The sequence below is a fragment of the Flavonifractor sp. HCP28S3_F3 genome (genome assembly GCF_052065355.1).
Lineage (GTDB): Bacteria > Bacillota > Clostridia > Oscillospirales > Oscillospiraceae > Flavonifractor.
In genome coordinates, this window is sequence record NZ_JBQHUF010000015.1 from 41,740 (window position 1) to 64,161 (window position 22,422).

Consider the following 22,422-nt stretch of genomic DNA (forward strand, 5'->3'; position numbering starts at 1 on the left):
ATGCCTGAACAGAAACGAGATTATTACGAGGTCCTGGGGGTATCCAAAGGGGTCTCTGACGACGAACTGAAAAAGGCCTACCGCAAGCTGGCCAAAAAGTACCACCCGGACCTGAACCCCGGCGACAAGGAGGCCGAGGCCAAGTTCAAGGAGGTCAATGAGGCCTACGAGGTACTGTCCGATAAGGAAAAGCGAGCCAAATACGACCAGTTTGGCCACGCGGGTGTAGACCCCAACTTCGGCGCAGGCGGCTTTGGCGGCGGCGGGTTCGGTGGTTTCGATATGGGCGACATCGACCTTGGGGACATCTTTGGTTCCTTCTTCGGCGGCGGATTCGGCGGCGGCAGCGGCAGCCGTCAGCGCACCGGCCCCATGAAGGGCGAGACTCTGCGGGCCGCAGTCACCATCACCTTTGAGGAGGCCGCCTTCGGCTGCGAGAAGGAGATCGTCCTCAACCGCACCGAGACCTGTGATGACTGCCACGGCACCGGCTGCGCCCCCGGCACCACCGCTGAGGTGTGCCCCGACTGCCACGGCAGCGGCACCATCCGCATCCAGCGGGGCGGCGGCGCCTTTACCTTCGCTACCACCACCACCTGCCCCAAGTGCGGCGGCAAAGGCAAGATCATCCATCAGCCCTGCAAGTCCTGCAACGGCACCGGCACCACCCGGAAGCAGCGGAAGATCACCGTCAATATCCCCGCCGGTATCGACAACGGCCAGGCGGTCTCCCTCCGGGGCCAGGGCGGCGCGGGCCGCAACGGCGGGCCCGCCGGCGACCTGCTCATCAGCGTCACTGTACGTCCTCACCCCTTCTTCAAGCGTGAGGGCACATCGGTGTACCTGGACCACCCGGTCACCTTCCTTCAGGCCACCCTGGGCGCGGAGCTGGAGATCCCCACCATCGATGGCAAGGTGAAATGGAACCTGCCCGCCGGTACCCAGCCGGGCACCACCTTCCGGCTGCGGGGCAAGGGCATTCCCAGCGTCAACGGCCGGGGCCGGGGCGACCAGTTCGTCACCGTAAACGTGCAGGTGCCTACCAATCTGAGCCACGAGCAGAAGGAGGCGCTGCGTGCCTATGGCGAAGCCATGGGCGAGATTCAACCGGGTCCGGTGGACAGCGTAAAATCTTTCTTTGACAAAAAGAAGAAGAAGAAATAAAATAGGAGGATGAGTGCATACTCATCCTCTTACTTTTTGTCTTGATACATCCGGGAGGTGTGTTCCCCGTGGGTCCCATCCGATATATCGTCTATCTGTTCCCCGTACTCACCGTGGCAGCCCTGTTCTACTTCTTCGCCTGGTACGCTCAGACCCAGCGGCGGCCTTTGGCTCAGCAGCTGGATCCGGCACCGGTGAAGCCGCGGCTGTCCTTCACCGCTCCCTGCCACCCGATGGTGCGAAAGGACGCCATCCTGGCGCTGATCATCACGGTCCTCTACGCGGTTACCGCCTTCGCCCACCTGGGGGATACAGAGGCTCCTCAAAGCGCCCGGGATTTTGGGGACGAAACCGCCCAGACCTTCGTGCTGCCGGAGGAAACTCTGGTGTCCAAGATCTGGTACTTCTGCGGCCTGGGCACCGGTAAATATCAGGTGGAGATTTCCTCGGACGGGGTAACTTGGCTGTCTCTGTGGCAGCGAAAGGATGATCCGGAGGACGCCAGCAAGATTACCGGCTACTACTGGGCTGACGGAACCGGTTACGGGACCAGCTACGCCATGACCCAGAACTACAACCAGCTGTTCAAGTGGAATGAGATTGTTATCGATAACCCTCAGTATATCCGCTATCTGCGTATTACAGGTCAGGCCAACAAGGAGCTGCTGGAGCTGAATGAGGTGGCTTTCTTCGATGCCGACGGCAATTTTGTGGATCTGAGTGACGCTACCAATCCTCTGTTCGACGAGCAGGATCTGGTTCCCGAGGCCATCACCTATATGAACAGCGCCTACTTTGACGAGATCTACCATCCCCGCACCGCTTATGAACACATTCGGGGCGTCTATCCCTACGAGATCACCCATCCGCCCCTGGGTAAGCTCATCATGAGTATCGGCATCCGGCTGTTCGGCATGACCCCCTTTGGCTGGCGGTTCATGGGCACTCTGTTTGGGGTGGCGATGCTGCCCCTACTGTATGTGTTCCTGAAAAATCTCTTCGGCCGCACCTCTATCGCCACCTGCGGCACTATTCTGCTGGCTGCCGACTTCATGCACCTGACTCAGACCCGGCTGGCCACTATCGACACCTACGCTTTCTTCTTCATCCTGCTCATGTACTGGTTTATGTACCGGTGGCTGGCCCTCCCCGCCGGCGCCTCCTTCAAGACCTGCGCCCTGCCCCTGTTCCTGTCGGGGCTGTTCTGGGGCATCGGCGCCGCCTCCAAGTGGACGGTCATCTACGGCTGTACCGGCCTGGTGGTGCTCTACTTCATGGGCCTGGTGCTCAAGCTGCGCCAGTGGCCGGAGGAAACCCGCCATGAGCGCGTCGGCTGGACCGTAAAGATCCTGGCTTGGTCTGTTTTGGTGTTCGCCCTCATTCCCGCCGTGATCTATACTCTGTCCTACCTGCCCTACGCCGCCGCCTCCGGCGATGTGTCCCTGAGCAATCTCATCCATGAGATGTGGGAAAATCAGAAGTATATGCTCTCCTACCACCAGGGGGTCACCGACACCCACCCTTACTCCTCCCGGTGGTACCAGTGGCTGCTGGACATCCGTCCCATTCTCTACTATATGGACAACTCGGTATCGGGAGTTACCACCCGTTTCGCCGCCTTCGTCAACCCGGTGGTGTGCTGGGGCGGCCTGCTGGCTATCCTGGCCTGCGGCTTCCACGGCATTGTCCGCCGCAGCGGAAAGGCCCTGTTCATCTTCATCGGCTATCTGGCACAGCTGGTGCCCTGGCTCTTTATCGGGCGGATCACCTTCGCCTACCACTACTTCCCCTCGGTGCTCTTCCTCATCCTGGCCCTGTGCTATGTGTTCCACACTCTGGCTCAAAAGGAGGAGCTGATTCACTGGAAGCCAGCCATGTACGCCGTCACCGGCGGAGCTGTGGTGCTGTTTGCCCTGTTCTATCCGGTACTGGTGGGCATCACCTACCCAACCTGGTATGGCACCTGCGTCCTTCGCTGGTTCCCATCCTGGCCGTTTTAAAGGAGACGTTTTATGTACTGTTCTGATTACCACACCCACAGTCAGCTCTCTCCCGACAGCGATGCCCCGCTGGCACAGATGGCCCAGGCGGCGGTGGACGCCGGACTGGACGAGCTGTGCGTCACCGACCACTGCGACCTGCTGAGCCTTCAGGGCGAGCCGGTAGATCACTACGACTGGCCGCCCGCTGTAGCCCAGTATCGGGAAGTCGTTCCGCAATTTGCTCCCAAGCTCACCTTAAAGCTGGGTCTGGAGCTGGGCATGGCCCACCTCAATCCCGCCGCCTCCGCAGACATTGTAAGCCTGCCGGAGCTGGACTTTGTGCTGGGTTCCATCCACAACCTGTCCCCGGAAAAGGGCGGCACCGATTTTTACTATGTCCCCTACCCCGATTCCGCCGCCTGCTACGCCGCACTGGACGATTATTTTACCTCCATGGCGGCTATGGCCGCCACACCCTACTATGACGTGCTGGCCCACATTATTTACCCCCTGCGGTACATGGAAGCACCGGTGTCTCTGGAGCCGTACTATGAACGAATCCGTTCCATCCTGCGCACCGCTGTGGAAAACGGCCGGGGCATGGAAGTCAACACCTACCGGGGCCGCACCGTCGCCGAGTGGGAGCCGATTCTGGCACTGTACAAGGACTGCGGCGGCGAGATCCTAACCGTAGGCTCCGACGCCCACGTTCCGGGCGGTGTGGGCAAGGGAATCCGGGAAGCGCTGGAGCTGATCGCTCACTGCGGCTTCCGGTACATTTGCACCTATGACAAGCATAAGCCTGTGTTCCACAAGCTGTAATAAAGAGAGGAGTTTTTTACATGATCGCATTGGGTTCCGACCACGGAGGACTGGCCCTGAAGCAGCACGTGATGCAGTATCTGGACGCTCACGGCCTGGCCTACAAGGACTATGGCTGCTACACTTCTGATAGCTGCGACTACCCCGACTTCGGCCGGGCTGCGGCAGAGGCGGTAGCCAGCGGGGAGTGTGACCGGGGCATCGTTATCTGCACCACCGGCATCGGCATCTCCATCGCCGCCAACAAGGTGAAGGGCATCCGCTGCGCCCTGTGCAGCGAGCCTCTGTCCGCCGAGATGACCCGGCGGCACAACAACGCCAACATGCTGGCCATGGGCGGCGGACTGATTGGCAACAACATGGCCGACAAGATTCTGGACGCCTTCCTCAACACCGAGTTTGAGGGCGGCCGTCATCAGCGCCGGATCGACAAGCTGGAGGGCTGAGACAAACAAAAAGCAAAAGGACGGGCAGGTTTATAAACCTGCCCGTCCCTTTTATATTTGCGGAAAAATTCAGCCCTGATATTGCAGATGGGGCAAACCCTGGAAGGCGTCCTCGGTAATCTTCCAGGTGGTGGTAAACTCAAACTTGGGGAAAGACTCTTGCGTAGCAGGCACACTCACTGAAGTTCCATCATTGGAGTAAGTGGTTCCAACAACGGACTGATCCACCCGATAACAGTCAAAGCTGATGACCACTCTCGCCGTCAGGCCGCCCACATAGGAATCGGCACCGCCGGACACATCTCCGGCAGCATAGCACTGCCCCAGGGTGGTCTCAAGCAGCCAGCCACCCAGGCCGCCGGCAAATACAGAGGAATTGGTGGACGTTATGGCCTTTCTGGCAGTAACATTGCCCAGCGCGAAGCAGTTACTGATCTTCAGGCGGCTTCCGCTGCCCAGCAGGCCCCCTACCTGGGTCCCCGAGCTTCCACTGCTGCCGCCCGGATAATTTACCGACACGTTTCCGGTGGCATAGCAACGGGAAATCGCGGTGCTCTTATACCCGTTCCCACTCTCCACTTTGCCGATCAGACCGCCTGCCATACAGATATTGCTGGCCGTAGCCCGGCTGGATTCGGCCGACACCTGGCAGTTAGAGAAGCAGTTGGTCACCTGGTTCTCCGGCTTGTTCATCAGGTAGCCCACCAGACCGCCGGCATAAGGCGCGGCTCCGTTGGCGGACACCGGCCCGCCGGTGGTATAGCAGTTGATGAAATCTGTATTGCGGGAGTCGCCCACCAGGCCGGCGGCGTAAGCCACATCGCCGCCAGCGGTATCGTCATAGGCGCTGACACCTCTGGGATCGATCTCCACCCCCAGATTTTTGATGACGGCGTCATAGGCGGAGGCAAACAATCCCGCCAGCTGTTCCTTGCTGGAGGCAGAGATATACAACCCGCTGATCTTGTGGCCTCTGCCGTCCAGAGTTCCCTGGAAGCCGTAGATGGGTTCCCACTCGCCGGTAAGCTGGATATCATTGGTCAGGTAGTAGGTCTTACCCGCAGTATTGGCCCCATCCGACGTGTCGTTGAGCGCCGCCAGTTCCTGGGCGCTGGAGATGGGGATGGCATCCTCCGGCAGAGGATCGGCCGTAGGATTGGCCAGGAAGCCCAGATTTACTACCGGCGCCACACCCGTAACCGGTACCTCAACGCTCTTGGTAATGCCGCCCTCACTGTAGGAAACCGTAATAGATCCGGTTCCTTCCTTTTTGATAAGCAGGTTCTGTGAGGGATAACTCACCAGGACAACGTCGTAATCCGGTTTTATAGTAATATTATAGGTCACGACTGCGTCCGGTTTACCGTTGGTGTAGTGGGCAGTCACCGTGGGCCTGGCAACAGTTTCGCCCACCTGACCTACAATGGGGTTGGGGGACACCGAGATAGAGGCCAGCTCCTGGAACACCTTGGCCTCAGAAACCTCATAGGTCAGCGGCTCACAGTAAGGCTGCCGGGTCACGCTGTCCAGACAAAACACCTTGATTTGGGCATCTGCCGGAAGCTGGTCAATAGAGGGATAGTGCATGGTAACGGACTTTTTCTCGGTTCCACTGGACAACGCCATGGACTCCACAGCTGACCCCAGCATTTTTCCGTTCTGATAGGCCGCCGCATAGAGATCCACTGTCTTATCCTTCGGCAGAGTGTTTGTCACGTTAAAGGTGATCTCATAGTCGGTGCGCTTCTCCAGTTTTGTCTTTTCCATGGCCAGCTTCTGGCTGCTGAAGGTATAGCGGAACGTGCTGGTGGTACCATAGGTGCCGTTCAGTTCCGGCACAGCCCTGATGGTAATCGGCTCTGGATCCTCAATATGGATCTGAACCTCACCAACGCCGCTGCTTCTGGTAGGGCTTGTTTTGGGATCGCTGCCATCGGTGGTGTAGTAAATGGTGTAAAACTTATTGGGCGCAGTCAGCTCAATATCCTCCGGAGCCGTGATATCTCCCGCAGCCGGGTCAGCAGTCACACTGGGGACGGCGGACAGATTGTAGCTGAAGCTGTCGGTCTTTACCTCGTGCTTGCCGTATTTAGCGCACACCTTCAGGGTGGCAGAGTGATCCAGCTCAAAGGGTTCGCTGTAAAGCACGCCTTCCGTAGCCGGATCGCCGCCGTCCAGGGTATAGTAAAGCTGATAGGACGGGATATTACAACTCAGCGTAATGGTCTGGATCTCGCTGTATGCTCCCGCTCCAGGGTCGGCGGTGATCTCCGGCTCCGGAAGGGTGTAGGTCCAGTTCTTTTCGGCCGCAATCTGACCGTTGTGCTTGGCATATACTGTCAGCTCTGCACTCTTGTAAATGTCAATGGTATCCCCGGGTTCATACGGCGTTTCCATGGCAGTCAGGCCGGGTGCATAATAGGACAGGGTAAGATATGGGGTATCACATGTCAGCGTGAGATGTACCACATCTTTATACTCTCCCTCTTCCACCGACGGGGTAATGACAGGTTCAGGAAAATCATACTGGAAGGTGGTAATGTCGCTCCATTCCTCTTCAAAGGTACTGGCCACACGGAGGGTAGTAGTCTTATAAATCTCAATTCCCTGGTCGGGGTCATACTTCGTTCCATTGACCGTGGGGTCAGAGGAGCCGTCCACCGTATAATAAATGTCATACTGGGGTACGGAACTGGTCAGCCTTACCGTAAAGGGCTCTGTGTAGTCCCCCTCCAGTTTGTCCGGTGTGATTTTAGGGGATATCTTGTAGGTGAAGCTCAGAGGATCTCCCCACTCATCGCCAACCTTTGCCGCCGCAGTCACAGTCGTGTTCTTGAAGATAACGAATGAACCGCTAAAGCTGTCCTCGGTGGGAGTGGTGCCGTCAAGGGTATAATAGATCTTCGCACCAGGCGTCTGAGTGGTAAGGGTGATCGTCTGCGGCACAGTTATATAGGTACCCGGCGCCGGGCTGGCCTCCACCGGATACTTGGCCGTCTTATACCGGAAGGTACTGACCCGATAGGAATTGGGCTTGTCTTCATCTGCCGCACGCACCCGGACCACAGCACCCTGATTCAACCGAATCGACCCATCGCAGGCCTGCCAGCCTTCGGTCTCTCCGTCGATGGAGTACTCAAGCTGATCGGATCCAGGCGCGCGGTCGCTGGTGATCCCAACTGTGACCGGCATATGATACGTACCGGATGGGGGATTGGCTGAAACCGTCAGGTTCTGCATGGCCTGCACAACCTGTGCCGTTCCCTCGCTACTTATCCCAAGTTCCCAGCTGCAATCGGAGCAGTTTCCATCCAACGTTGCAGCAAAGGCGGAGCTTTTGATCTCAGCATCTGATATACGGGTTCCAGTGCCGCTGCCCTCGCTGTAATAGCTATCGGTGACGCTTCCTCTATTCAGGTCGCACAGCGCACTGGTCGATGCGCCTGTAACAGCGGTTGTACTGTAACAATTATGTATGGTGCCGCTGCTTTCGTTTTTTCCGGAAATGCCGCCCACATTCACGCTGGCACTTGCTTCTGCACCTGCAATATTGTATTTTTCGCACGTGCCATACCCATATATCGAACCAGTGATATAGCAGCAGCTGATGGTGCCTCTGTTAATCCCCACCATCCCCCCTACATCCAATGTAAGGCTGGCAAAACTATGGCTAGCCTTCATGGAAATGGATACGAACATATACATGTTGTCCACATAGCAGCTGTGGATGGTGCCGTCATTCGTCTCCACAAGCCCGCCAACGGTATAGGTGAGATGCTGGCCGTACGGCCTGCTGGTATCAGTAATCTGGCTGTTCTTCATCCCCAGATTTTTGATGGTCCCGCTATTGGAGGAAAAGAGAGCGGAGGAACCCTTATACCCTGTAATACAGTTACCCCCACCGTCGTACACTCCGCTTCCGGCGATAGACTGGGACGGCATATAGGAAACATCGCTCAGGTCAATATCGTTGGTCTGTAAAAAATGGGAACCGGAATAGTCCTTTACCACTTTCAGTTGCTCCGGTGTGGACACCAGATAAGGGTCCTCCTCCGTGCCGCTGCCGCCGTCGAAGGGAGAATCTGCCGCAGTCGCAAAGGGGCTTCCCGCTGGCAGCCAGGCCATGGCCATGGCCAGACATAAGATCAGGCTCACCAGTTTTTTCATCGTATCACCTTTCCTTTTTTTGTTTGCCTGTCTCCGTTTTGATTTTAGTATATCACTGGAAAAGAGTTCTTGAAAGTATGCTCTGTGCATACCCTTCGGACATATTTTTGAACTGTGCGGCCAAGGCCGCACATATTTTTTGTCCTTTTTCCCATACTAACCCTGTCTCAAAACCACTGGAAAGGCAGGGAAAAGCCATAATGGAGCGATTTTCCGTTCCCACCACCGTCTGTTTTGGCCCCGGCGCGCTGGACGCCCTGGGTAAACTGGCGGGGCGGCGGGTGTTGGTGGTCACCGATGCATTTCTGGCCCGCTCGGGTCTGCTGGATCAAATTCTCTCCCGTCTGACGGGCTGCACGGTGGAGACCTTCACCGATGTGGTGCCCGACCCGCCGTTGGAGGTGGTGGCCAAGGGAGTGCACAAAGTGGAGAAGTTCAAGCCCGATGCCCTGGTGGCCTTCGGCGGCGGTTCCCCCATGGACTGCGCCAAGGCCATGGCCCACTTCTCCACCCTCCGTCCACCCCTTTGGGCCATCCCCACCACCGCAGGCACCGGATCAGAGGTCACCTCCTTCGCCGTCCTCACCGACAGCCAGAAGGGGATCAAGTACCCCCTGGTGGACGACAGCCTGCTGCCTCAGACGGCAGTACTGGAGCCCTCCTTCTTAAAAGGAGTGCCTCCCGCCGTGACGGCAGACACAGGCATGGACGTGCTCACCCACGCCGCCGAGGCCTATGTGGCCAACCGCGCCACCCCCTACTCCGACGCCCTGGCGGAAAAGGCCTTTGCCCTGGCCTGGGAAAACCTGTCCGCCGCCTTCCGGGGTGAACAGGAGGCCAAGGCCAATATGCTGCTGGCCTCCAACCTGGCGGGGCTGGCCTTCAACGCCGCCGGACTGGGGCTTTGCCATGGTATGGCCCATACCTTAGGAGGCAGATACCATGTGCCCCACGGGCGGCTCAACGCCATGCTGCTGCCCCACGTTATCCGCTTCAACGCCACAGATGAAAGGGCCGCCAAGAAGTACGGCAGGCTGGCCAAGGCCTGCGGTCTGACACCCACCTGGCGGGCGCTGGCTGCAGGATTGGACCGGCTGCGGAGCCAACTGAAGCTGCCCGCCAAGCTCACCGCCTGCGGAGTGGAGAGCAAGACGTTCAAGGCCGATGCCGACGCCATTGCCGCCTCCGCCCTGGCCGACCGCTGCACCCCCGCCAACCCCAGAACCGTCACCGCCGACGATGTGAAGGCCCTTCTGAAGGAGCTGGCCTGATGGGGGAGCAGCTGTTATCGGTAGGCATCGACATCGGCACCAGCACCACACAGCTGATTTTGTCCCGGCTGACTCTGGAAAACCGGGCCGCACCCTTCACGGTGCCCAGGGTGGCTATCTCGGATCGGGAGGTGCTCTACCGCTCAGACATCCACTTCACCCCCCTGCTGTCCGACACGGTGATCGACGCCGCCGGGGTGCGGGACATTGTGGCGGAGGAATACCGGAAGTCGGGCTTCTCCCCTCACCAGGTGGACACCGGCGCGGTCATCATCACCGGGGAGACCGCCCGAAAGGAGAACGCCAGAGAGGTGCTTTCCGCCCTGTCGGAGTTCGCCGGGGATTTTGTAGTGGCCACCGCCGGGCCTGATCTGGAATCTATCCTGGCCGCCCGTGGCGCAGGTGCAGACGAATACTCCCGGGAGCATCACACCACAGTATTACACTTTGATATCGGCGGCGGCACCGCCAACCTAGCCAAATACGCCCATGGAGAGCTGACCGCCACCGGCTGTCTGGACGTGGGCGGGCGGCTTATCAAGCTGGATGGGGGCGGGAGGGTCACCTATGTGTCCCCGGTATTTGCCCGGGCCGGGTGTCCCGCTCCTCAGGTAGGAGAAGCCGTCACACCGGAGGGTCTAAGGCCGGTCATCCAGACCATGGTGGAGGCCCTGGAGCAGGCTGCGGGGCTGCGGCCCGGCCGAGACAGGCTGGACGCCTTCCTCACCCAGGGCACCAGCTGGACGCCGGAGCCGGTGCCGTCGGTGTCCTTCTCCGGAGGCGTGGCTGACTGCATTGACAAGCCACCGGAGGACTGGCTGGCCTTCGGGGATATCGGGGTATTGCTGGGACGGGCTATCGCCGCCTCCCCCGCCTTTCATCAGGCGGGCCGATTCCGAGGCGGGGAGACCATCCGGGCCACGGTGGTGGGGGCAGGAAGCCACGCCACCGATCTGTCCGGCTCCACCATTTTCTACCGGGACATTCCCTTTCCGCTGAAAAGCATCCCCATTCTCAAACTGACCGCTCAGGAGGAAACAGGGTCGGCGGAGGAATTGTCCGCCGCCATCCGGGACAAACTGGGCTGGTACGCCGATCAGGGCGGGCTGGTGCAGCTGGCTCTGGCCCTCCGGGGAGAACAAAACCCCAGCTATGCCCGCATCCAGGAGCTGGCCCGGGGCATTGTGGACGGTCTGGAACCCCTGCGCCGGGCGGGTTTTGTGCCCATTGTGGCGGTGGAGGCCGACCAGGCCAAGGTGCTGGGCCAGGCCATGGCCGCCCTGGTCTCTGGCCCCCTGCTCTGCCTGGACGGCGTGGGCATGGACAACGGGGACTATATCGACATCGGAACCCCGGTAGCCGGCGGTTCCGTATTACCCATCGTTATCAAGACCCTTGCATTTCACAAATCGTAGCCGCAAAGGAGCGATCACATGATACTCAAGACCAAGCTGCTGGGGCATGTCTACGAATTCAAGTCGGTAAAAGACGCCCTGGCCAAAGCCAACGAGGAGAAGTCGGGCGACCGGCTGGCGGGCATCGCCGCCGAGAACGCCGAGGAGCGGATAGCGGCCAAGGTGGTGGTAGCCAACCTGACCCTAGCCGACCTGCGCAACAACCCCGCCGTCCCCTACGAGGAGGACGAGGTCACCCGCATCATCCAGGATGACGTGAATGAGAAGATCTACGACCAGATCAAGAACTGGACGGTATCCGAGCTGCGGGAGTGGCTGCTGGCGGAAAACCACGACGGGGACGCCATCCGGTGGGTGAGCCGGGGCCTGACGGCGGAGATGATCGCCGCCGTGGCCAAGCTGATGAGCAATATGGATCTCATCTACGCCGCCAAGAAGATCAAGGTCACCGCCCACTGCAACACCACCATCGGCCTGCCGGGCACCCTGTCCTGCCGTCTCCAGCCCAACCACCCCACCGACGACCCGGACGGCATTCTGGCCTCCCTGCTGGAGGGCCTGACCTACGGCGCCGGTGACGCGGTGCTGGGTCTGAACCCTGTGGACGATTCGGTGGAAAGTGTGCGCCGGGTACTGGATCGGTTCCACGAGGTGCGCAACCGCTGGAACATCCCCACCCAGATCTGCGTGCTGGCCCACGTCACCACCCAGATGGAGGCGGTGCGCAAGGGCGCGCCCTGCGACCTGATCTTCCAGTCCATCGCCGGCTCCCAGAAGGGCAACGAGGCCTTCGGCCTGGACGGCAAGCTCATTGAGGAAGCCCGGCAGCTGGCTCTGAAGGAGGGCACCGCCGTGGGGCCCAACGTGATGTACTTTGAGACCGGCCAGGGCTCCGAGCTGTCCTCCGAAGCACACCACGGGGCCGACCAGGTGGTGATGGAGGCCCGGTGCTACGGTTTTGCCAAGCGGTTCCAGCCCTACCTGGTAAACACGGTAGTGGGCTTCATCGGGCCGGAATATCTGTATAATTCCAAGCAGGTAATACGGGCTGGATTGGAAGACCACTTCATGGGTAAGCTCACCGGCGTGCCCATGGGGTGCGACGCCTGCTACACCAACCACATGAAGGCCGATCAGAACGACATCGAGGACCTGGCGGTACTGCTTACCGCCGCCGGGTGCAACTATTTTATGGGCATTCCTCACGGGGACGACGTGATGCTCAACTACCAGACCACCGGCTTCCACGAGACCGCCGCCCTGCGGGAGCTGTTCGGCCTCACCGCCATCCCCCCCTTCCAGCGGTGGCTGGAGGATATGGGCTTTGTGGAGAATGGCAGGCTGACCCCCCTGGCGGGCGACGCGTCGGTGCTGCTGGCATAAGGAGGTTTTCGGTTTGAATGAACAAGAGCTGCGCTCCCTGGTGGAGCGGATGGTGCTGGAGATGGCGGGAGAGGGGACGGTAACAACCACCGCCACCCCCCGCCGCACCTCCACGGAGGTCTCCGACGGCTGTCTGGAGGACATCACCCAGACCGATCTGCGGGGACAGTATTTGGTGGAGAATCCCCGCAACGGCGGCGCTTTCCTGGATCTGAAGAAAAAGACCCCGGCCCGGCTGGGCCTGGGCCGGGCGGGTGCCCGATACCGCACCCTGTCCATGCTGCGGATGCGGGCCGACCACGCCGCCGCCCAGGACTCGGTATTCTCCCACGTGCCCGACGAGTTCGCCGCCCAGAACGGCTTTACTCCCGTCCAGACCCTGTGTCAGACCAAGGATGAATACCTGACCCGGCCCGATCGGGGCCGCCGGTTCGACGAGGCCAATCAGGCCATCATCAAGAAAACCTTTGGCTCCAACCCGAAAATCGCCCTGGTGGTGGGCGACGGCCTCTCCTCCGCCGCCATCGAGGCCAACGCGGTGGACTGCCTCCAGGCCATCCGGGCGGGCCTGAAGGCCTACGGCCTGGAGGGCGGCCCGGTGCTCTACGTGAAGTACTGCCGGGTGGGCGCCTCCGACCACATCGGTGATCTCACCGGTGCGGAGGTGGTGTGCATGCTGGTGGGCGAGCGGCCCGGCCTGGTGACGGCGGAGTCCATGTCCGCCTACTTGACCTACAAGCCCCACATCGGCATCCCGGAATCCAAGCGCACCGTGATCTCCAACATCCACAAGGGGGGCACCACGGCAGTAGAGGCAGGTGCCCATATCGCGGAACTAATCAAAACCATGCTGGACAAAAAGGCCAGCGGCATTGATCTGAAGGGGTGAGGACATGACAGGCGATCTGATCCCGGCCAAGGTACTGGCCACCCACACCATCGCCAACGTCAGCGAGACGCTGGCCAAAAAGCTGGGCCTGCCCCGGCAATACCGCTCCATCGGCCTCATCACCGCCGACAGCGACGACGTAACCTACTGCGCCCTGGACGAGGCCACCAAGGCCGCGGCAGTGGAGGTGGTATACGGCCGCTCCCTATACGCCGGGGCGGCCAACGCGTCCACCAAGCTGGCGGGCGAGGTCATCGGCATCCTGGCCGGGCCCAACCCGGCGGAGGTGGAGTCCGGCCTGCGGGCCTGCGCCGACTTTATGGAGAGCGGCGTGGGTTTCCGCTCCGCCAATGAGGACGACTCCATCGTCTACTTCGCCCACACTGTCTCCCGGACGGGCACCTACCTGTCCAAGACGGCAGGCGTGAAAGAGGGGGAGGCCCTGGCCTACCTTATTGCCCCGCCCCTGGAGGCCATGGTAGGCCTGGACGAGGCCATGAAGGCCGCCGACGTGGAGCTGGTGACCCTGTTCGAGCCCCCCAGCGAGACCAACTTCGGCGGCGGCCTGCTCACCGGCACCCAAAGCGCCTGTGACGCCGCCTGCGCGGCCTTTGCCGAGGCGGTAAAGGCTGTGGCCGCCCATCCCAAGGAGGTGTGACCCTATGGAATTTGATAAAGACCTCCGCTCCATCCAGGAGGTACGGGATCTGCTGACTCAAGCCAAGCGGGCCCAGAACGCCCTGGCAGGCATGAGCCAGGAAGATCTGGACCGGATCACCGCCGCCATCTCCACAGCAGGAGCGGAGCACGCCGCCCGTCTGGCGGCCATGGCGGCGGAGGAGACCGGATTTGGTAAAAAAGAAGACAAGGAGATCAAAAACCGCTTCGCGGCGGTGACCTTATACGAGGCCATTAAGGATCAGAAGACCCACGGCGTCCTCCATGAGGACAAAGAGCACCGGACGGTGGACATCGGGGTGCCGGTGGGCGTGGTGGCCGGGCTGGTGCCCTCCACCAACCCCACCTCCACGGTGATCTACAAGGCCATGATCTGCCTGAAGGCGGGCAACCCCATCATCTTCTCTCCCCATCCCAGCGCGGTGGGCTGCATCCTGGAGACGGTAAAGGTGATCCGCCAGGCGGCGGAGCGGGCAGGCGCCCCCACCGGCAGCATCTCCTGCATCACCACACCCACCATCGAGGCCACCAACACCCTGATGCGCCACGACATCACCCGGCTCATTCTGGCCACCGGCGGCGCGGCCATGGTGAAGGCGGCCTACTCCTCTGGCACCCCCGCCATCGGCGTGGGCGCGGGCAACGGCCCGGCCTATATCCACCACACCGCCAATGTGGATCTGGCGGTCAAGCGCATCCTGGACTCCAAGACCTTTGACAACGGCACCATCTGCGCCAGCGAGCAGAGCGTCATCATGGAGGCCCGGATGGAGCCGGCGGTGAAGGCCGCCCTCCGGGCTCAGGGGGCCTATCTGCTGGATGTGGAGGAAACCCAGCAGCTCTCCCGGTTCATTCTCCGGGCCAACGGCACCATGAATCCGGCCATCGTGGGCAAGAGCGTAGAGACCCTGGCCAAGCTGGCGGGTCTCACCCGTGTTCCCAAGGACGCCCGGGTACTGGTAGCCCGGGAAACCGGCGTAGGCAAGGGCCACCCCTACTCCAGCGAGAAGCTGGGGCTGATTTTGGCCTGCTACGTGGAGCCGGACGAGGAAGCCGTGCTCCGCCGGTGTGTGGAGATCCTGGAGTGGGAGGGCGCGGGCCACACCTTCGCCATCCACACCGAGGACGAGAGCGTGGCCAAGCGCTTTGCCGCCGCCGTCCCCGCCAGCCGGGTACTGGTGAACACACCCGCCTCCCTGGGCGGCATCGGAGCCACCACCTGCCTGTTCCCCGCCCTCACCCTGGGCTGCGGCGCAGTGGGCGGTTCCTCCAGTTCCAACAACATCGGGCCCCTGGACCTCATCAACATCAAGCGGGTGGCCTGGGGCGTAAAGGAGCTGGAGCAGCTCCGGGGCCAGGCCGCTGGGTCCGCCCCCTACACGGTGGACGACAGCCTGCTGGATCGGCTGGTGGAGCAGATCATGGGGAGGCTGAAGTAAGATGAGCGAAGTCAACGCCGACGGTGTGCTGCTCAATCCCCAGGAGGCCATTCTGCAGGAGGCTCAAAACCTGACCAACGCTCTGCTGGCCGAAGCGCCCGAGGGTCTGGAAGAGGACAGCGGGCACACCGTCTACGCCGGTAACGGGGAGCCCGCCGGCAGCGTAGGCGGCGCGCCCCATCTGCCCGCAAAAGCTGTTTCAGCAAAGTCAAAAACAAAAACTTCCCCCAAGCGGGGCGGCTCTAAAGCAGCCCCCGAACAGAAAGGAGAACGCAAGATGGCGAATACGAATGCACTGGGTATGGTAGAGACTAAGGGACTGGTGGGGGCCATTGAGGCCGCCGACGCGATGGTAAAGGCCGCCAACGTCCAGCTGGTGGGCAAGGAGCAGGTAGGCGGCGGTCTGGTGACCGTCATGGTTCGGGGTGATGTGGGCGCGGTGAACGCCGCCACCGACGCCGGCGCCGCCGCCGCCGAGAAGGTGGGCGAGCTGATTTCCGTCCATGTCATCCCCCGCCCCCACGCCGAGGTGGATCACATCCTGCCCCACGGCGAGGGGATGGGCGAGTAAATGGAGCTGCTCACCCGTGAGGACGTGCGCCGGATGTCGGACAACGGCACCCGCGGGCCGGTCGTGGTAAACAAGGGGCAGACCCTCACCCCCGGCGCCAGGGACTGGCTGGCCGCCCACAAGATCCAGGCGGTGTACCCCCAGGGGCGGGAGGAGGGGAATGCCCCCTCCCCCGCCACGTACCGCACCCTGTCCGGCGCCACCCTCACTGAAAAACCGGAACACATGACCCACCTGAAGGGCAACATCCTGGTACCCAAAGACCACCCCCGCATCGCCTTCCGGGGCATGATCGACGCTCTGGAGGCGGAGATCCTGCTGACTCAGCGGGCGGCGGCGGATTACCCCAAGCTGGTGTCCGAGCTGGAGGAGGTGCTCTCCTTCGTGCGGAACTTCATCCGGTGCGACGTACTGGATGAACCGCTGAAGGACATCAAGCTGTGCGGCTATGACGCCGGACAGCTGCGGGAGTACTCTCACTACCCGGACAAGCATCTGGGCCAGCCCCACTTTCTCCCCGCCCACACTGACCCGCCCGCCCTGCTGGCGGTGAACAAGCTGCGCACCCTGGTGCGGCAGACGGAGCTTTCCGCCTACGCAGCCTTCAAGGACGCCGACGGTGCGGTAACCCGGGGAGATATCATTCTGGGGCTCAACCGGCTCAGTTCCCTCATGTGGATCATGATGATCAAGCTGAAGGGGGAACAATATGAGCGCCATTAGTACCGTATCGCTGGAGCGGCTGGCAGACCAGATCGTCCACCGCCTGACGGTGGAGATGGAGGCCAGCGGCCGCCACGTCCACCTGTCCCGGGCCCATGTAGAGGCCCTGTTCGGACCGGGCTACCAGCTCAACCGGGTCAAGGACCTGTCCCAGCCGGGGCAGTTCGCCTGCGCCGAGCGGGTGACGCTGGAGGGCCCCAAGGGCATTTTGCAGAATGTGGTGGTACTGGGTCCGGAGCGGCCGGAGAGCCAGGTGGAGATCTCCCTTACCGACGGCGTGGCCCTGGGCATCGTGCCGCCGGTGCGGCTGTCGGGCGACATTGCGAACACTCCCGGCATCACCCTCCGCCACGGGGACCGCTGTGTGGTGCTGAACCAGGGGCTCATCGCCGCCAAGCGGCACATCCACATGACGCCCGCCGACGCCGCCCGGTTTGGGGTGGAAAACGGCCAGTCGGTGCGCCTCCAGGCCTTTACCGCCCGGCCGGTGGTCTTTGAAGATATGGAAGTGCGGATCTCCCCCAAGTTTTCCACCGCCGTTCACATCGACTATGACGAGGCCAACGCCTGTGGATTTAAAAAGGGCGACCGGGGGCTGATTTTGCCGTGAGGCTGGAATGGCGGGGGCGCACCCTGGTCATCACCTGGCTGCCGGTGGACTCCATGGGCCGTCTGGCGGCTCTGGCCCCGGGCAGTCCCGGGGAAACCGAGGTGCTGGCCGCCCTGCTGGCCGGAGCACGGGTGTGCCTGAATCGGCAGGCCATGGAGTACCGCCGCTACCGCCGCACCGCGCCGGCGGGGATCTATCGCCGCTGCCTCAGTCTGGAGCGGCGGCTGAGGGAGATGGGTGTCTGTGTTATTGGGACAAGTGGCCGGTAAGGTATGGGCCACCAAAAAATCCCCCGCCCTCACCGGCCAGACCTTCCTGACAGTGGAGGTGGGGGACGCTATTCTGGTATGCGCCGACTGCGTTGGGGCGGGCGAGGGCGAGCAGGTTCTCATCGCCACCGGCGGCGCCGCCCGGGTGGCGGCCGGGGGCGAGATCCCCGTGGATGCCGCCATCGTGGGCATCATTGACCCGTAGGGAAAAGAAAGGGGACAGAATATGTCCATCAACGAAATCATCGTCTACCTGATGGTGGTTTTTATGGCGCTGGGCGCCATCGACCGCATCATCGGCAACCGCTTCGGGCTGGGCGAGAAGTTTGAGGAGGGCATCATGGCTATGGGCTCCCTGGCTCTGGCCATGGTGGGCATCATCTGCCTGGCACCTGTGCTGGCCGACCTGCTGCGGCCGGTAGTGGTGCCCTTCTATCAGTTTCTGGGGGCCGACCCGGCCATGTTCGCCGGTACCATCCTGGCCAACGACATGGGCGGCGCCCCCCTGGCCAAGGAGCTGGCCCTCACTACTGAGGCTGGCCAGTTTGGCGGGCTCATCGTAGGCGCCATGCTGGGCCCCACCATCGTGTTCACCATTCCGGTGGGTCTGGGCATCATCAGGGCTGAAGACCGGCCCTGCCTGGCTACCGGCGTGCTGGCGGGCATCATCACCATCCCCATCGGCAGCTTTGTGGGCGGCCTGGTGGCAGGCTTCCCCGTGGGCATGGTGCTGCGCAACTTGCTGCCCATTGTGCTGTTCGCCGTACTCATCGCCCTGGGACTGGCCTTCGTCCCCAACGGCATGGTAAAGGGCTTTCAGATTTTTGGCAAGATCATCGTCATCATCATCACCATCGGTCTGGCGGTGGCTATCATCCAAAAACTCACCCCCCTCACCATCATCGAAGGGCTCAATCCCATCGAGGAGGGCATCTCCATCGTGGGCGATATCGCCATCGTGCTGGCGGGCGCTTTCCCGCTGGTGTATGTCATTACCAAGGTGTTCCGAAAGCCTCTGATGAAGCTGGGCGGCCTGCTGGGGATGAACGACGTGGCGGCGGCGGGCCTGGTGGCCACCCTGGCCAACAATATCCCCATGTTCCAGATGCTCCACGACATGGACCGCCGGGGCAAGATCATCAACGTGGCCTTCGCGGTGTCCGCCGCCTTCGTATTCGGCGACCACCTGGGCTTTACGGCAGGCTTTGACTCCACCATGATCTTCCCCATGATCGTGGGCAAGCTGGTGGGCGGCATCACCGCGGTGGCGGTAGCTATGTTCCTGACCCGAAAGGAGGCGCGGCATGGATAGAGCGCAGTTGGAAGCCATCATCCGTCAGGTGCTCGCTGAGCACCTGGGCGGTGGCGTTCAGGCAGTAAAGGTGCCGGAACTGTCCGTCACCGAAGAGCACCGGATGAATACCGGCAACCCCGGTGACAAGGTGTACACCCGGGATCTGTTCACTCTGGAGCAGTCTCCCCGGCTGGGGGTGGGCATTATGGAGATGACCGGCACCACCTTCCCCTGGACCCTGAATTATGACGAGATGGACTATGTCATCAGCGGACGGCTGGAGATCCGCAGCAACGGCCGGACGGTGTCCGCCGGGCCGGGAGAGCTCATTTATATCCCCAAAGGCAGTGGCATTGAATTTTCCGTCACCGGCCACGCCCGGTTCCTCTATTTCGTCTATCCCGCAGACTGGCAGAACCAGCAGTAATACCCTGGGACAAACCCGCATATAGATTCCACAGCTACCAAAAACGAGCAGGAGCGTGGATGGATATGCAGACACTCTGGAATGAAAACCGGGCGCTGCTCCGGGGCACCGCCGCGGCGGCCCCGGTGTGGTCCCATGAGACCCACGGTGTGGTATACGAGCTTTTTCCCCTGGAAGTGCTTCGGCTGTCCGGGTGGGCGGACCGGATCAATGTCATCGCCCCCCGGGCACTGCTGGAGGCGTGCCCGGTGACGGAGGGAATGCCGTTGGAAGTGGAGGGGGAAGTACGCTCCTTCAACAACAAAAGCGGACGGGGCAGCCGCCTGGTTATCACCCTCCACGCCCGGGTCCTCCGGCCGGGAAACGGCCCCGACGAAAACCGGCTGGTGCTGGCCGGAGTGCTGTGCAAGCCGCCGGTGCTCCGCCGCACCCCTCTGGGCCGGGAGATCTGCGACCTGATGCTGGCGGTGAACCGGCGGTACGGCCGGGCGGACTACCTGCCCTGCATCGCCTGGGGCGCCTTGGCCCGGTGCTGCGGAGAGTTAGGGGTGGGGGACGGCCTGCGGCTGGACGGCCGGCTTCAAAGCCGGGAGTATACCAAGGTGGACCAGGGCATGACAGAGAAGCGCACCGCCTATGAAATCTCAGTGATGCACCTGGAACCTATGCCGGCACAAAGCCCTTGCGCCGAAGCGGCAAATCCGGTATCATAGAGAAAAAACGAAGGGCGGAGATACATATGGAGATCCTGGTGGTGGATGGCCAGGGCGGCCGGATCGGGCAGCAGCTGGTACGGGCTATTCTGGCCCGGTTCCCCGGTGTGGAGGTGCACGCTGTAGGCACCAACTCCATGGCCACCGCCGCTCTACTCAAGGGAGGCGCGGCCCAGGGCGCCACAGGGGAAAACGCGCTGATGGTGGCCTGTCGGAAGGCGGACGTGATCCTGGGGCCGCTGGGCATCGTCATTGCCGACGCCCTGATGGGAGAGATCTCCCCCGCCATGGCCGCCGCCGTGGGCCAGAGCCGCGCCAAGAAGATCCTGGTGCCCATGAATCAGTGCGACATCTGGGTGGCTGGTGTGGCGGAGGTCTCCGTCTCCCGGTTGCTGGAGGGTGCGGTGGATCAGCTGGCGCGATTACTGGAAAACAGCCCCTGCTGAAAGAAAAAAACAGCCATCCCGTTTGGGATGGCTGTTTTTTGTGGTTTGATTGGTGCAGATCACGGTGCGGCGCGCCGGGGTTCTTAGAAGAACATACCCCAGAGCAGGAATCCGCCGCAGGCCACCACGCCGGTGAACAGCAGGACCACCACCAGGTAGCCCATGACGTTGCGGGCGGACAGGCCAGCGATACCCAGAGCAGGCAGAGCCCAGAAGGGCTGGATCATGTTGGTCCACTGGTCGCCCCAAGCGATAGCCATGGCGGCGCGGCCATACTCGATGCCCATCTCGGTAGCGGCGGGCATAACGATGGGGGCCTGGACAGCCCACTGACCGCCGCCGGAGGGCACGAAGAAGTTGATGATACCAGCGGACAGGAAGGTGAGCACCGGGAAGGTAACGTCGTTGGACACGTTGGTGAAGAAGTTGGCGATGATGGAGGCCAGAGACACGCCGTCGGCGTTGGCGGCCACCATCAGGCCCATGATACCGGCATAGAAGGGGAACTGGAGCAGGATGCCAGCAGCACCGGCAGCAGCGTCGCCGATGGCGTCCACATACTTGCGCAGGTCACCGTGGAGCAGGATGCCCAGGAACAGGAAGATCATGTTCACGATGTTCAGGTCCAGGTTGAAGCCCTTCTGCACAAAGTAGTACACAATGTACACAAAGCCCAGGATCAGGGTGATGACCCACAGGATGCGGCTGTGCTCGATCTTGTCGGCAGGAGTCTCGATCTTGTACTCGCGCTCCTTCTCGTCCACCAGCAGGGCGGGGTCAACCACGATGGTGTGGTCGGCATCGGGATGCATGGCGTAGTTGACGAAGGGCATCAGCACCAGGATCACGCCCACCATCAGCAGGTTCATGGGGTGGAAGATGGTGGCGCTGGTGGGAGCGTAGTACACCACATCCAGGATGGTGGTGCCGCCCTCGGCACCGATCTGCAGGGGGATGGAGCCGGACAGGCCGGCGTGCCAGATCACGAAGCCGGAATAAGCGGCGGCGATCAGCAGGGGGTAGTCCACGTCACGAACCCGCTTGGCAACCTCACGGGCCAGCAGGGCGCCGGCGATGAGGCCGAAGCCCCAGTTCAGCCAGCAGCAGATGGTGGACACGAAAGTGGTGATCAGGATAGCGGAACGCTTGTTGTGGGCCAGAGACGCGATGGCGCCCAGGGCCTTCTTACACACATTGGCGGAAGCCATGGCAGAACCCAGAACCAGCACCAGAGCCATCTGCATAGCGAAGGCCAACAGGCTCCAGAAGCCGTCCTTGGTAGCGCCCTTGCCGCCCCAGGCCCAGACCAGCTCCATGGGGCTCTGCTGGGTACCCACCATAGCGGCGATAAAGACAACGATGGTCAGGATGATGGCGAACAGGAACGGGTCCGGCAGCCACCGATTGACTACGCGTACGCAGCCATTGGTAAATTTCTTAAACATACCTTTCCTCCTTAACACAAACACACACACGGGAAATCACTCATGATCCTCACCGCTCCACATTATAGAGCCGAGGGCCCGGGCTGTCAAAGGTTACCCCCTGGTTTACTTTTTTCTCTTTGGTCTTGTGTTTTTTCACATATTTTTTTGCTATTTTTGTTTGTTTTTATTAAGAACTGGGCAATATATTTTTTCTCTGCTTATTTTTTCGCCCGATTCCAACAAAAAAACCATTTTTTACGGCCAGTTTTCTTCTCTTTTCTGAAAT

The 22,422-nt window shown here is 61.3% G+C and carries 21 protein-coding genes; 19 read left to right on the forward strand and 2 right to left on the reverse strand.

All coding sequences use genetic code 11. The features are described from left to right. From dnaJ to rpiB, 4 genes are all read left to right on the forward strand, one after another. Complete coding sequence (gene dnaJ / locus ACTNB1_RS12740) at window positions 1–1,164, forward strand: molecular chaperone DnaJ (protein ID WP_441169958.1); 1,164 nt, start codon at window positions 1–3, stop codon at window positions 1,162–1,164. Window positions 1,165–1,232: 68 nt separating this feature from the next. Beyond that, window positions 1,233–3,164, forward strand: coding sequence for a glycosyltransferase family 39 protein (locus ACTNB1_RS12745; RefSeq protein WP_441169960.1), 1,932 nt, complete (start codon window positions 1,233–1,235; stop codon window positions 3,162–3,164). 12 nt (window positions 3,165–3,176) lie between these two features. Beyond that, entirely contained in the window at window positions 3,177–3,968 is a 792-nt protein-coding gene (locus ACTNB1_RS12750; protein WP_441169962.1) for a histidinol-phosphatase HisJ family protein, read from the forward strand. 20 nt (window positions 3,969–3,988) lie between these two features. After that, window positions 3,989–4,414, forward strand: coding sequence for a ribose 5-phosphate isomerase B (rpiB, locus tag ACTNB1_RS12755; RefSeq protein ID WP_441169964.1), 426 nt, complete (start codon window positions 3,989–3,991; stop codon window positions 4,412–4,414). Window positions 4,415–4,483: 69 nt separating this feature from the next. Here rpiB and ACTNB1_RS12760 read toward each other — a convergent pair whose 3' ends face one another. Continuing rightward, window positions 4,484–8,581, reverse strand: coding sequence for a chitobiase/beta-hexosaminidase C-terminal domain-containing protein (locus ACTNB1_RS12760; RefSeq protein WP_441169966.1), 4,098 nt, complete (start codon window positions 8,579–8,581; stop codon window positions 4,484–4,486). Between the two features lie 200 nt (window positions 8,582–8,781). On the opposite strand from ACTNB1_RS12760, the gene ACTNB1_RS12765 reads away from it, so the two are divergent. From ACTNB1_RS12765 to ACTNB1_RS12835, 15 genes are all read left to right on the forward strand, one after another. Continuing rightward, the gene (locus ACTNB1_RS12765; protein WP_441169968.1) at window positions 8,782–9,852 is read left to right on the forward strand and encodes a 1-propanol dehydrogenase PduQ; all 1,071 of its coding nucleotides are present in this window, start codon (window positions 8,782–8,784) and stop codon (window positions 9,850–9,852) included. Then, window positions 9,852–11,267 (forward strand): ethanolamine ammonia-lyase reactivating factor EutA, encoded by a 1,416-nt coding sequence (locus ACTNB1_RS12770; RefSeq protein ID WP_441169970.1) that lies wholly within the window; start codon window positions 9,852–9,854, stop codon window positions 11,265–11,267. Before ACTNB1_RS12765 ends, ACTNB1_RS12770 begins: the two co-directional genes overlap by 1 nt. Before the next feature lie 18 nt (window positions 11,268–11,285). Next, entirely contained in the window at window positions 11,286–12,650 is a 1,365-nt protein-coding gene (locus ACTNB1_RS12775; protein ID WP_441169972.1) for an ethanolamine ammonia-lyase subunit EutB, read from the forward strand. A gap of 13 nt (window positions 12,651–12,663) precedes the next feature. Continuing rightward, a complete protein-coding gene (gene eutC, locus ACTNB1_RS12780; protein WP_441169974.1) occupies window positions 12,664–13,539 on the forward strand; it encodes an ethanolamine ammonia-lyase subunit EutC in 876 nt (291 codons plus the stop codon). A 4-nt stretch (window positions 13,540–13,543) separates the two neighbouring features. Beyond that, window positions 13,544–14,197 (forward strand): ethanolamine utilization microcompartment protein EutL, encoded by a 654-nt coding sequence (gene eutL / locus ACTNB1_RS12785; protein ID WP_441169976.1) that lies wholly within the window; start codon window positions 13,544–13,546, stop codon window positions 14,195–14,197. A 4-nt stretch (window positions 14,198–14,201) separates the two neighbouring features. Then, window positions 14,202–15,656 carry an acetaldehyde dehydrogenase (acetylating) gene (locus ACTNB1_RS12790; protein ID WP_441169977.1) on the forward strand — a complete coding sequence of 485 codons (1,455 nt, stop codon included), beginning with the start codon at window positions 14,202–14,204 and terminating at the stop codon, window positions 15,654–15,656. A gap of 277 nt (window positions 15,657–15,933) precedes the next feature. Continuing rightward, a complete protein-coding gene (locus tag ACTNB1_RS12795; RefSeq protein WP_204706273.1) occupies window positions 15,934–16,227 on the forward strand; it encodes a BMC domain-containing protein in 294 nt (97 codons plus the stop codon). Continuing rightward, complete coding sequence (locus tag ACTNB1_RS12800; protein ID WP_441169978.1) at window positions 16,228–16,950, forward strand: ATP-binding protein; 723 nt, start codon at window positions 16,228–16,230, stop codon at window positions 16,948–16,950. Beyond that, on the forward strand, window positions 16,937–17,560 hold the full coding sequence (gene pduL, locus ACTNB1_RS12805; RefSeq protein ID WP_441169980.1) for a phosphate propanoyltransferase: 624 nt from the start codon (window positions 16,937–16,939) through the stop codon (window positions 17,558–17,560). Before ACTNB1_RS12800 ends, pduL begins: the two co-directional genes overlap by 14 nt. Next, window positions 17,557–17,829, forward strand: a complete 273-nt coding sequence (locus tag ACTNB1_RS12810; protein WP_441169981.1) for a hypothetical protein — start codon at window positions 17,557–17,559, stop codon at window positions 17,827–17,829. Before pduL ends, ACTNB1_RS12810 begins: the two co-directional genes overlap by 4 nt. After that, on the forward strand, window positions 17,804–18,034 hold the full coding sequence (locus ACTNB1_RS12815; RefSeq protein WP_441169982.1) for a EutN/CcmL family microcompartment protein: 231 nt from the start codon (window positions 17,804–17,806) through the stop codon (window positions 18,032–18,034). Before ACTNB1_RS12810 ends, ACTNB1_RS12815 begins: the two co-directional genes overlap by 26 nt. 21 nt (window positions 18,035–18,055) lie before the next feature. Next, the gene (gene eutH, locus ACTNB1_RS12820; protein ID WP_441169983.1) at window positions 18,056–19,141 is read left to right on the forward strand and encodes an ethanolamine utilization protein EutH; all 1,086 of its coding nucleotides are present in this window, start codon (window positions 18,056–18,058) and stop codon (window positions 19,139–19,141) included. Then, window positions 19,134–19,550, forward strand: coding sequence for a cupin domain-containing protein (locus ACTNB1_RS12825; RefSeq protein ID WP_441169984.1), 417 nt, complete (start codon window positions 19,134–19,136; stop codon window positions 19,548–19,550). The genes eutH and ACTNB1_RS12825 overlap by 8 nt, the downstream gene beginning before the upstream one ends. 65 nt (window positions 19,551–19,615) lie before the next feature. Beyond that, window positions 19,616–20,263: a single-stranded DNA-binding protein gene (locus ACTNB1_RS12830; RefSeq protein WP_441169985.1), complete on the forward strand. Its 648-nt coding sequence runs from the start codon at window positions 19,616–19,618 to the stop codon at window positions 20,261–20,263. Between the two features lie 26 nt (window positions 20,264–20,289). Continuing rightward, window positions 20,290–20,709: a DUF3842 family protein gene (locus ACTNB1_RS12835; RefSeq protein ID WP_441169987.1), complete on the forward strand. Its 420-nt coding sequence runs from the start codon at window positions 20,290–20,292 to the stop codon at window positions 20,707–20,709. A gap of 83 nt (window positions 20,710–20,792) precedes the next feature. Here ACTNB1_RS12835 and ACTNB1_RS12840 read toward each other — a convergent pair whose 3' ends face one another. Further along, window positions 20,793–22,154, reverse strand: a complete 1,362-nt coding sequence (locus ACTNB1_RS12840; protein WP_441169989.1) for a short-chain fatty acid transporter — start codon at window positions 22,152–22,154, stop codon at window positions 20,793–20,795. Window positions 22,155–22,422: the final 268 nt, after the last annotated feature.

What these genes read in the sequence shown, in the direction of transcription:
- ACTNB1_RS12835 (WP_441169987.1), top strand. Translation starts at nt 20,290, where the DNA reads ATGGAGATCCTGGTGGTGGATGGCCAGGGCGGCCGGATCGGGCAGCAG.
- pduL (WP_441169980.1), top strand. Translation starts at nt 16,937, where the DNA reads ATGAGCGCCATTAGTACCGTATCGCTGGAGCGGCTGGCAGACCAGATC.
- eutH (WP_441169983.1), top strand. Translation starts at nt 18,056, where the DNA reads ATGTCCATCAACGAAATCATCGTCTACCTGATGGTGGTTTTTATGGCG.
- dnaJ (WP_441169958.1), top strand. Translation starts at nt 1, where the DNA reads ATGCCTGAACAGAAACGAGATTATTACGAGGTCCTGGGGGTATCCAAA.
- ACTNB1_RS12795 (WP_204706273.1), top strand. Translation starts at nt 15,934, where the DNA reads ATGGCGAATACGAATGCACTGGGTATGGTAGAGACTAAGGGACTGGTG.
- ACTNB1_RS12840 (WP_441169989.1), bottom strand. Translation starts at nt 22,154, where the DNA reads ATGTTTAAGAAATTTACCAATGGCTGCGTACGCGTAGTCAATCGGTGG.
- ACTNB1_RS12830 (WP_441169985.1), top strand. Translation starts at nt 19,616, where the DNA reads ATGCAGACACTCTGGAATGAAAACCGGGCGCTGCTCCGGGGCACCGCC.
- rpiB (WP_441169964.1), top strand. Translation starts at nt 3,989, where the DNA reads ATGATCGCATTGGGTTCCGACCACGGAGGACTGGCCCTGAAGCAGCAC.
- ACTNB1_RS12825 (WP_441169984.1), top strand. Translation starts at nt 19,134, where the DNA reads ATGGATAGAGCGCAGTTGGAAGCCATCATCCGTCAGGTGCTCGCTGAG.
- ACTNB1_RS12800 (WP_441169978.1), top strand. Translation starts at nt 16,228, where the DNA reads ATGGAGCTGCTCACCCGTGAGGACGTGCGCCGGATGTCGGACAACGGC.
- ACTNB1_RS12790 (WP_441169977.1), top strand. Translation starts at nt 14,202, where the DNA reads ATGGAATTTGATAAAGACCTCCGCTCCATCCAGGAGGTACGGGATCTG.
- ACTNB1_RS12765 (WP_441169968.1), top strand. Translation starts at nt 8,782, where the DNA reads ATGGAGCGATTTTCCGTTCCCACCACCGTCTGTTTTGGCCCCGGCGCG.
- ACTNB1_RS12760 (WP_441169966.1), bottom strand. Translation starts at nt 8,581, where the DNA reads ATGAAAAAACTGGTGAGCCTGATCTTATGTCTGGCCATGGCCATGGCC.
- ACTNB1_RS12750 (WP_441169962.1), top strand. Translation starts at nt 3,177, where the DNA reads ATGTACTGTTCTGATTACCACACCCACAGTCAGCTCTCTCCCGACAGC.
- ACTNB1_RS12770 (WP_441169970.1), top strand. Translation starts at nt 9,852, where the DNA reads ATGGGGGAGCAGCTGTTATCGGTAGGCATCGACATCGGCACCAGCACC.
- eutL (WP_441169976.1), top strand. Translation starts at nt 13,544, where the DNA reads ATGACAGGCGATCTGATCCCGGCCAAGGTACTGGCCACCCACACCATC.
- ACTNB1_RS12775 (WP_441169972.1), top strand. Translation starts at nt 11,286, where the DNA reads ATGATACTCAAGACCAAGCTGCTGGGGCATGTCTACGAATTCAAGTCG.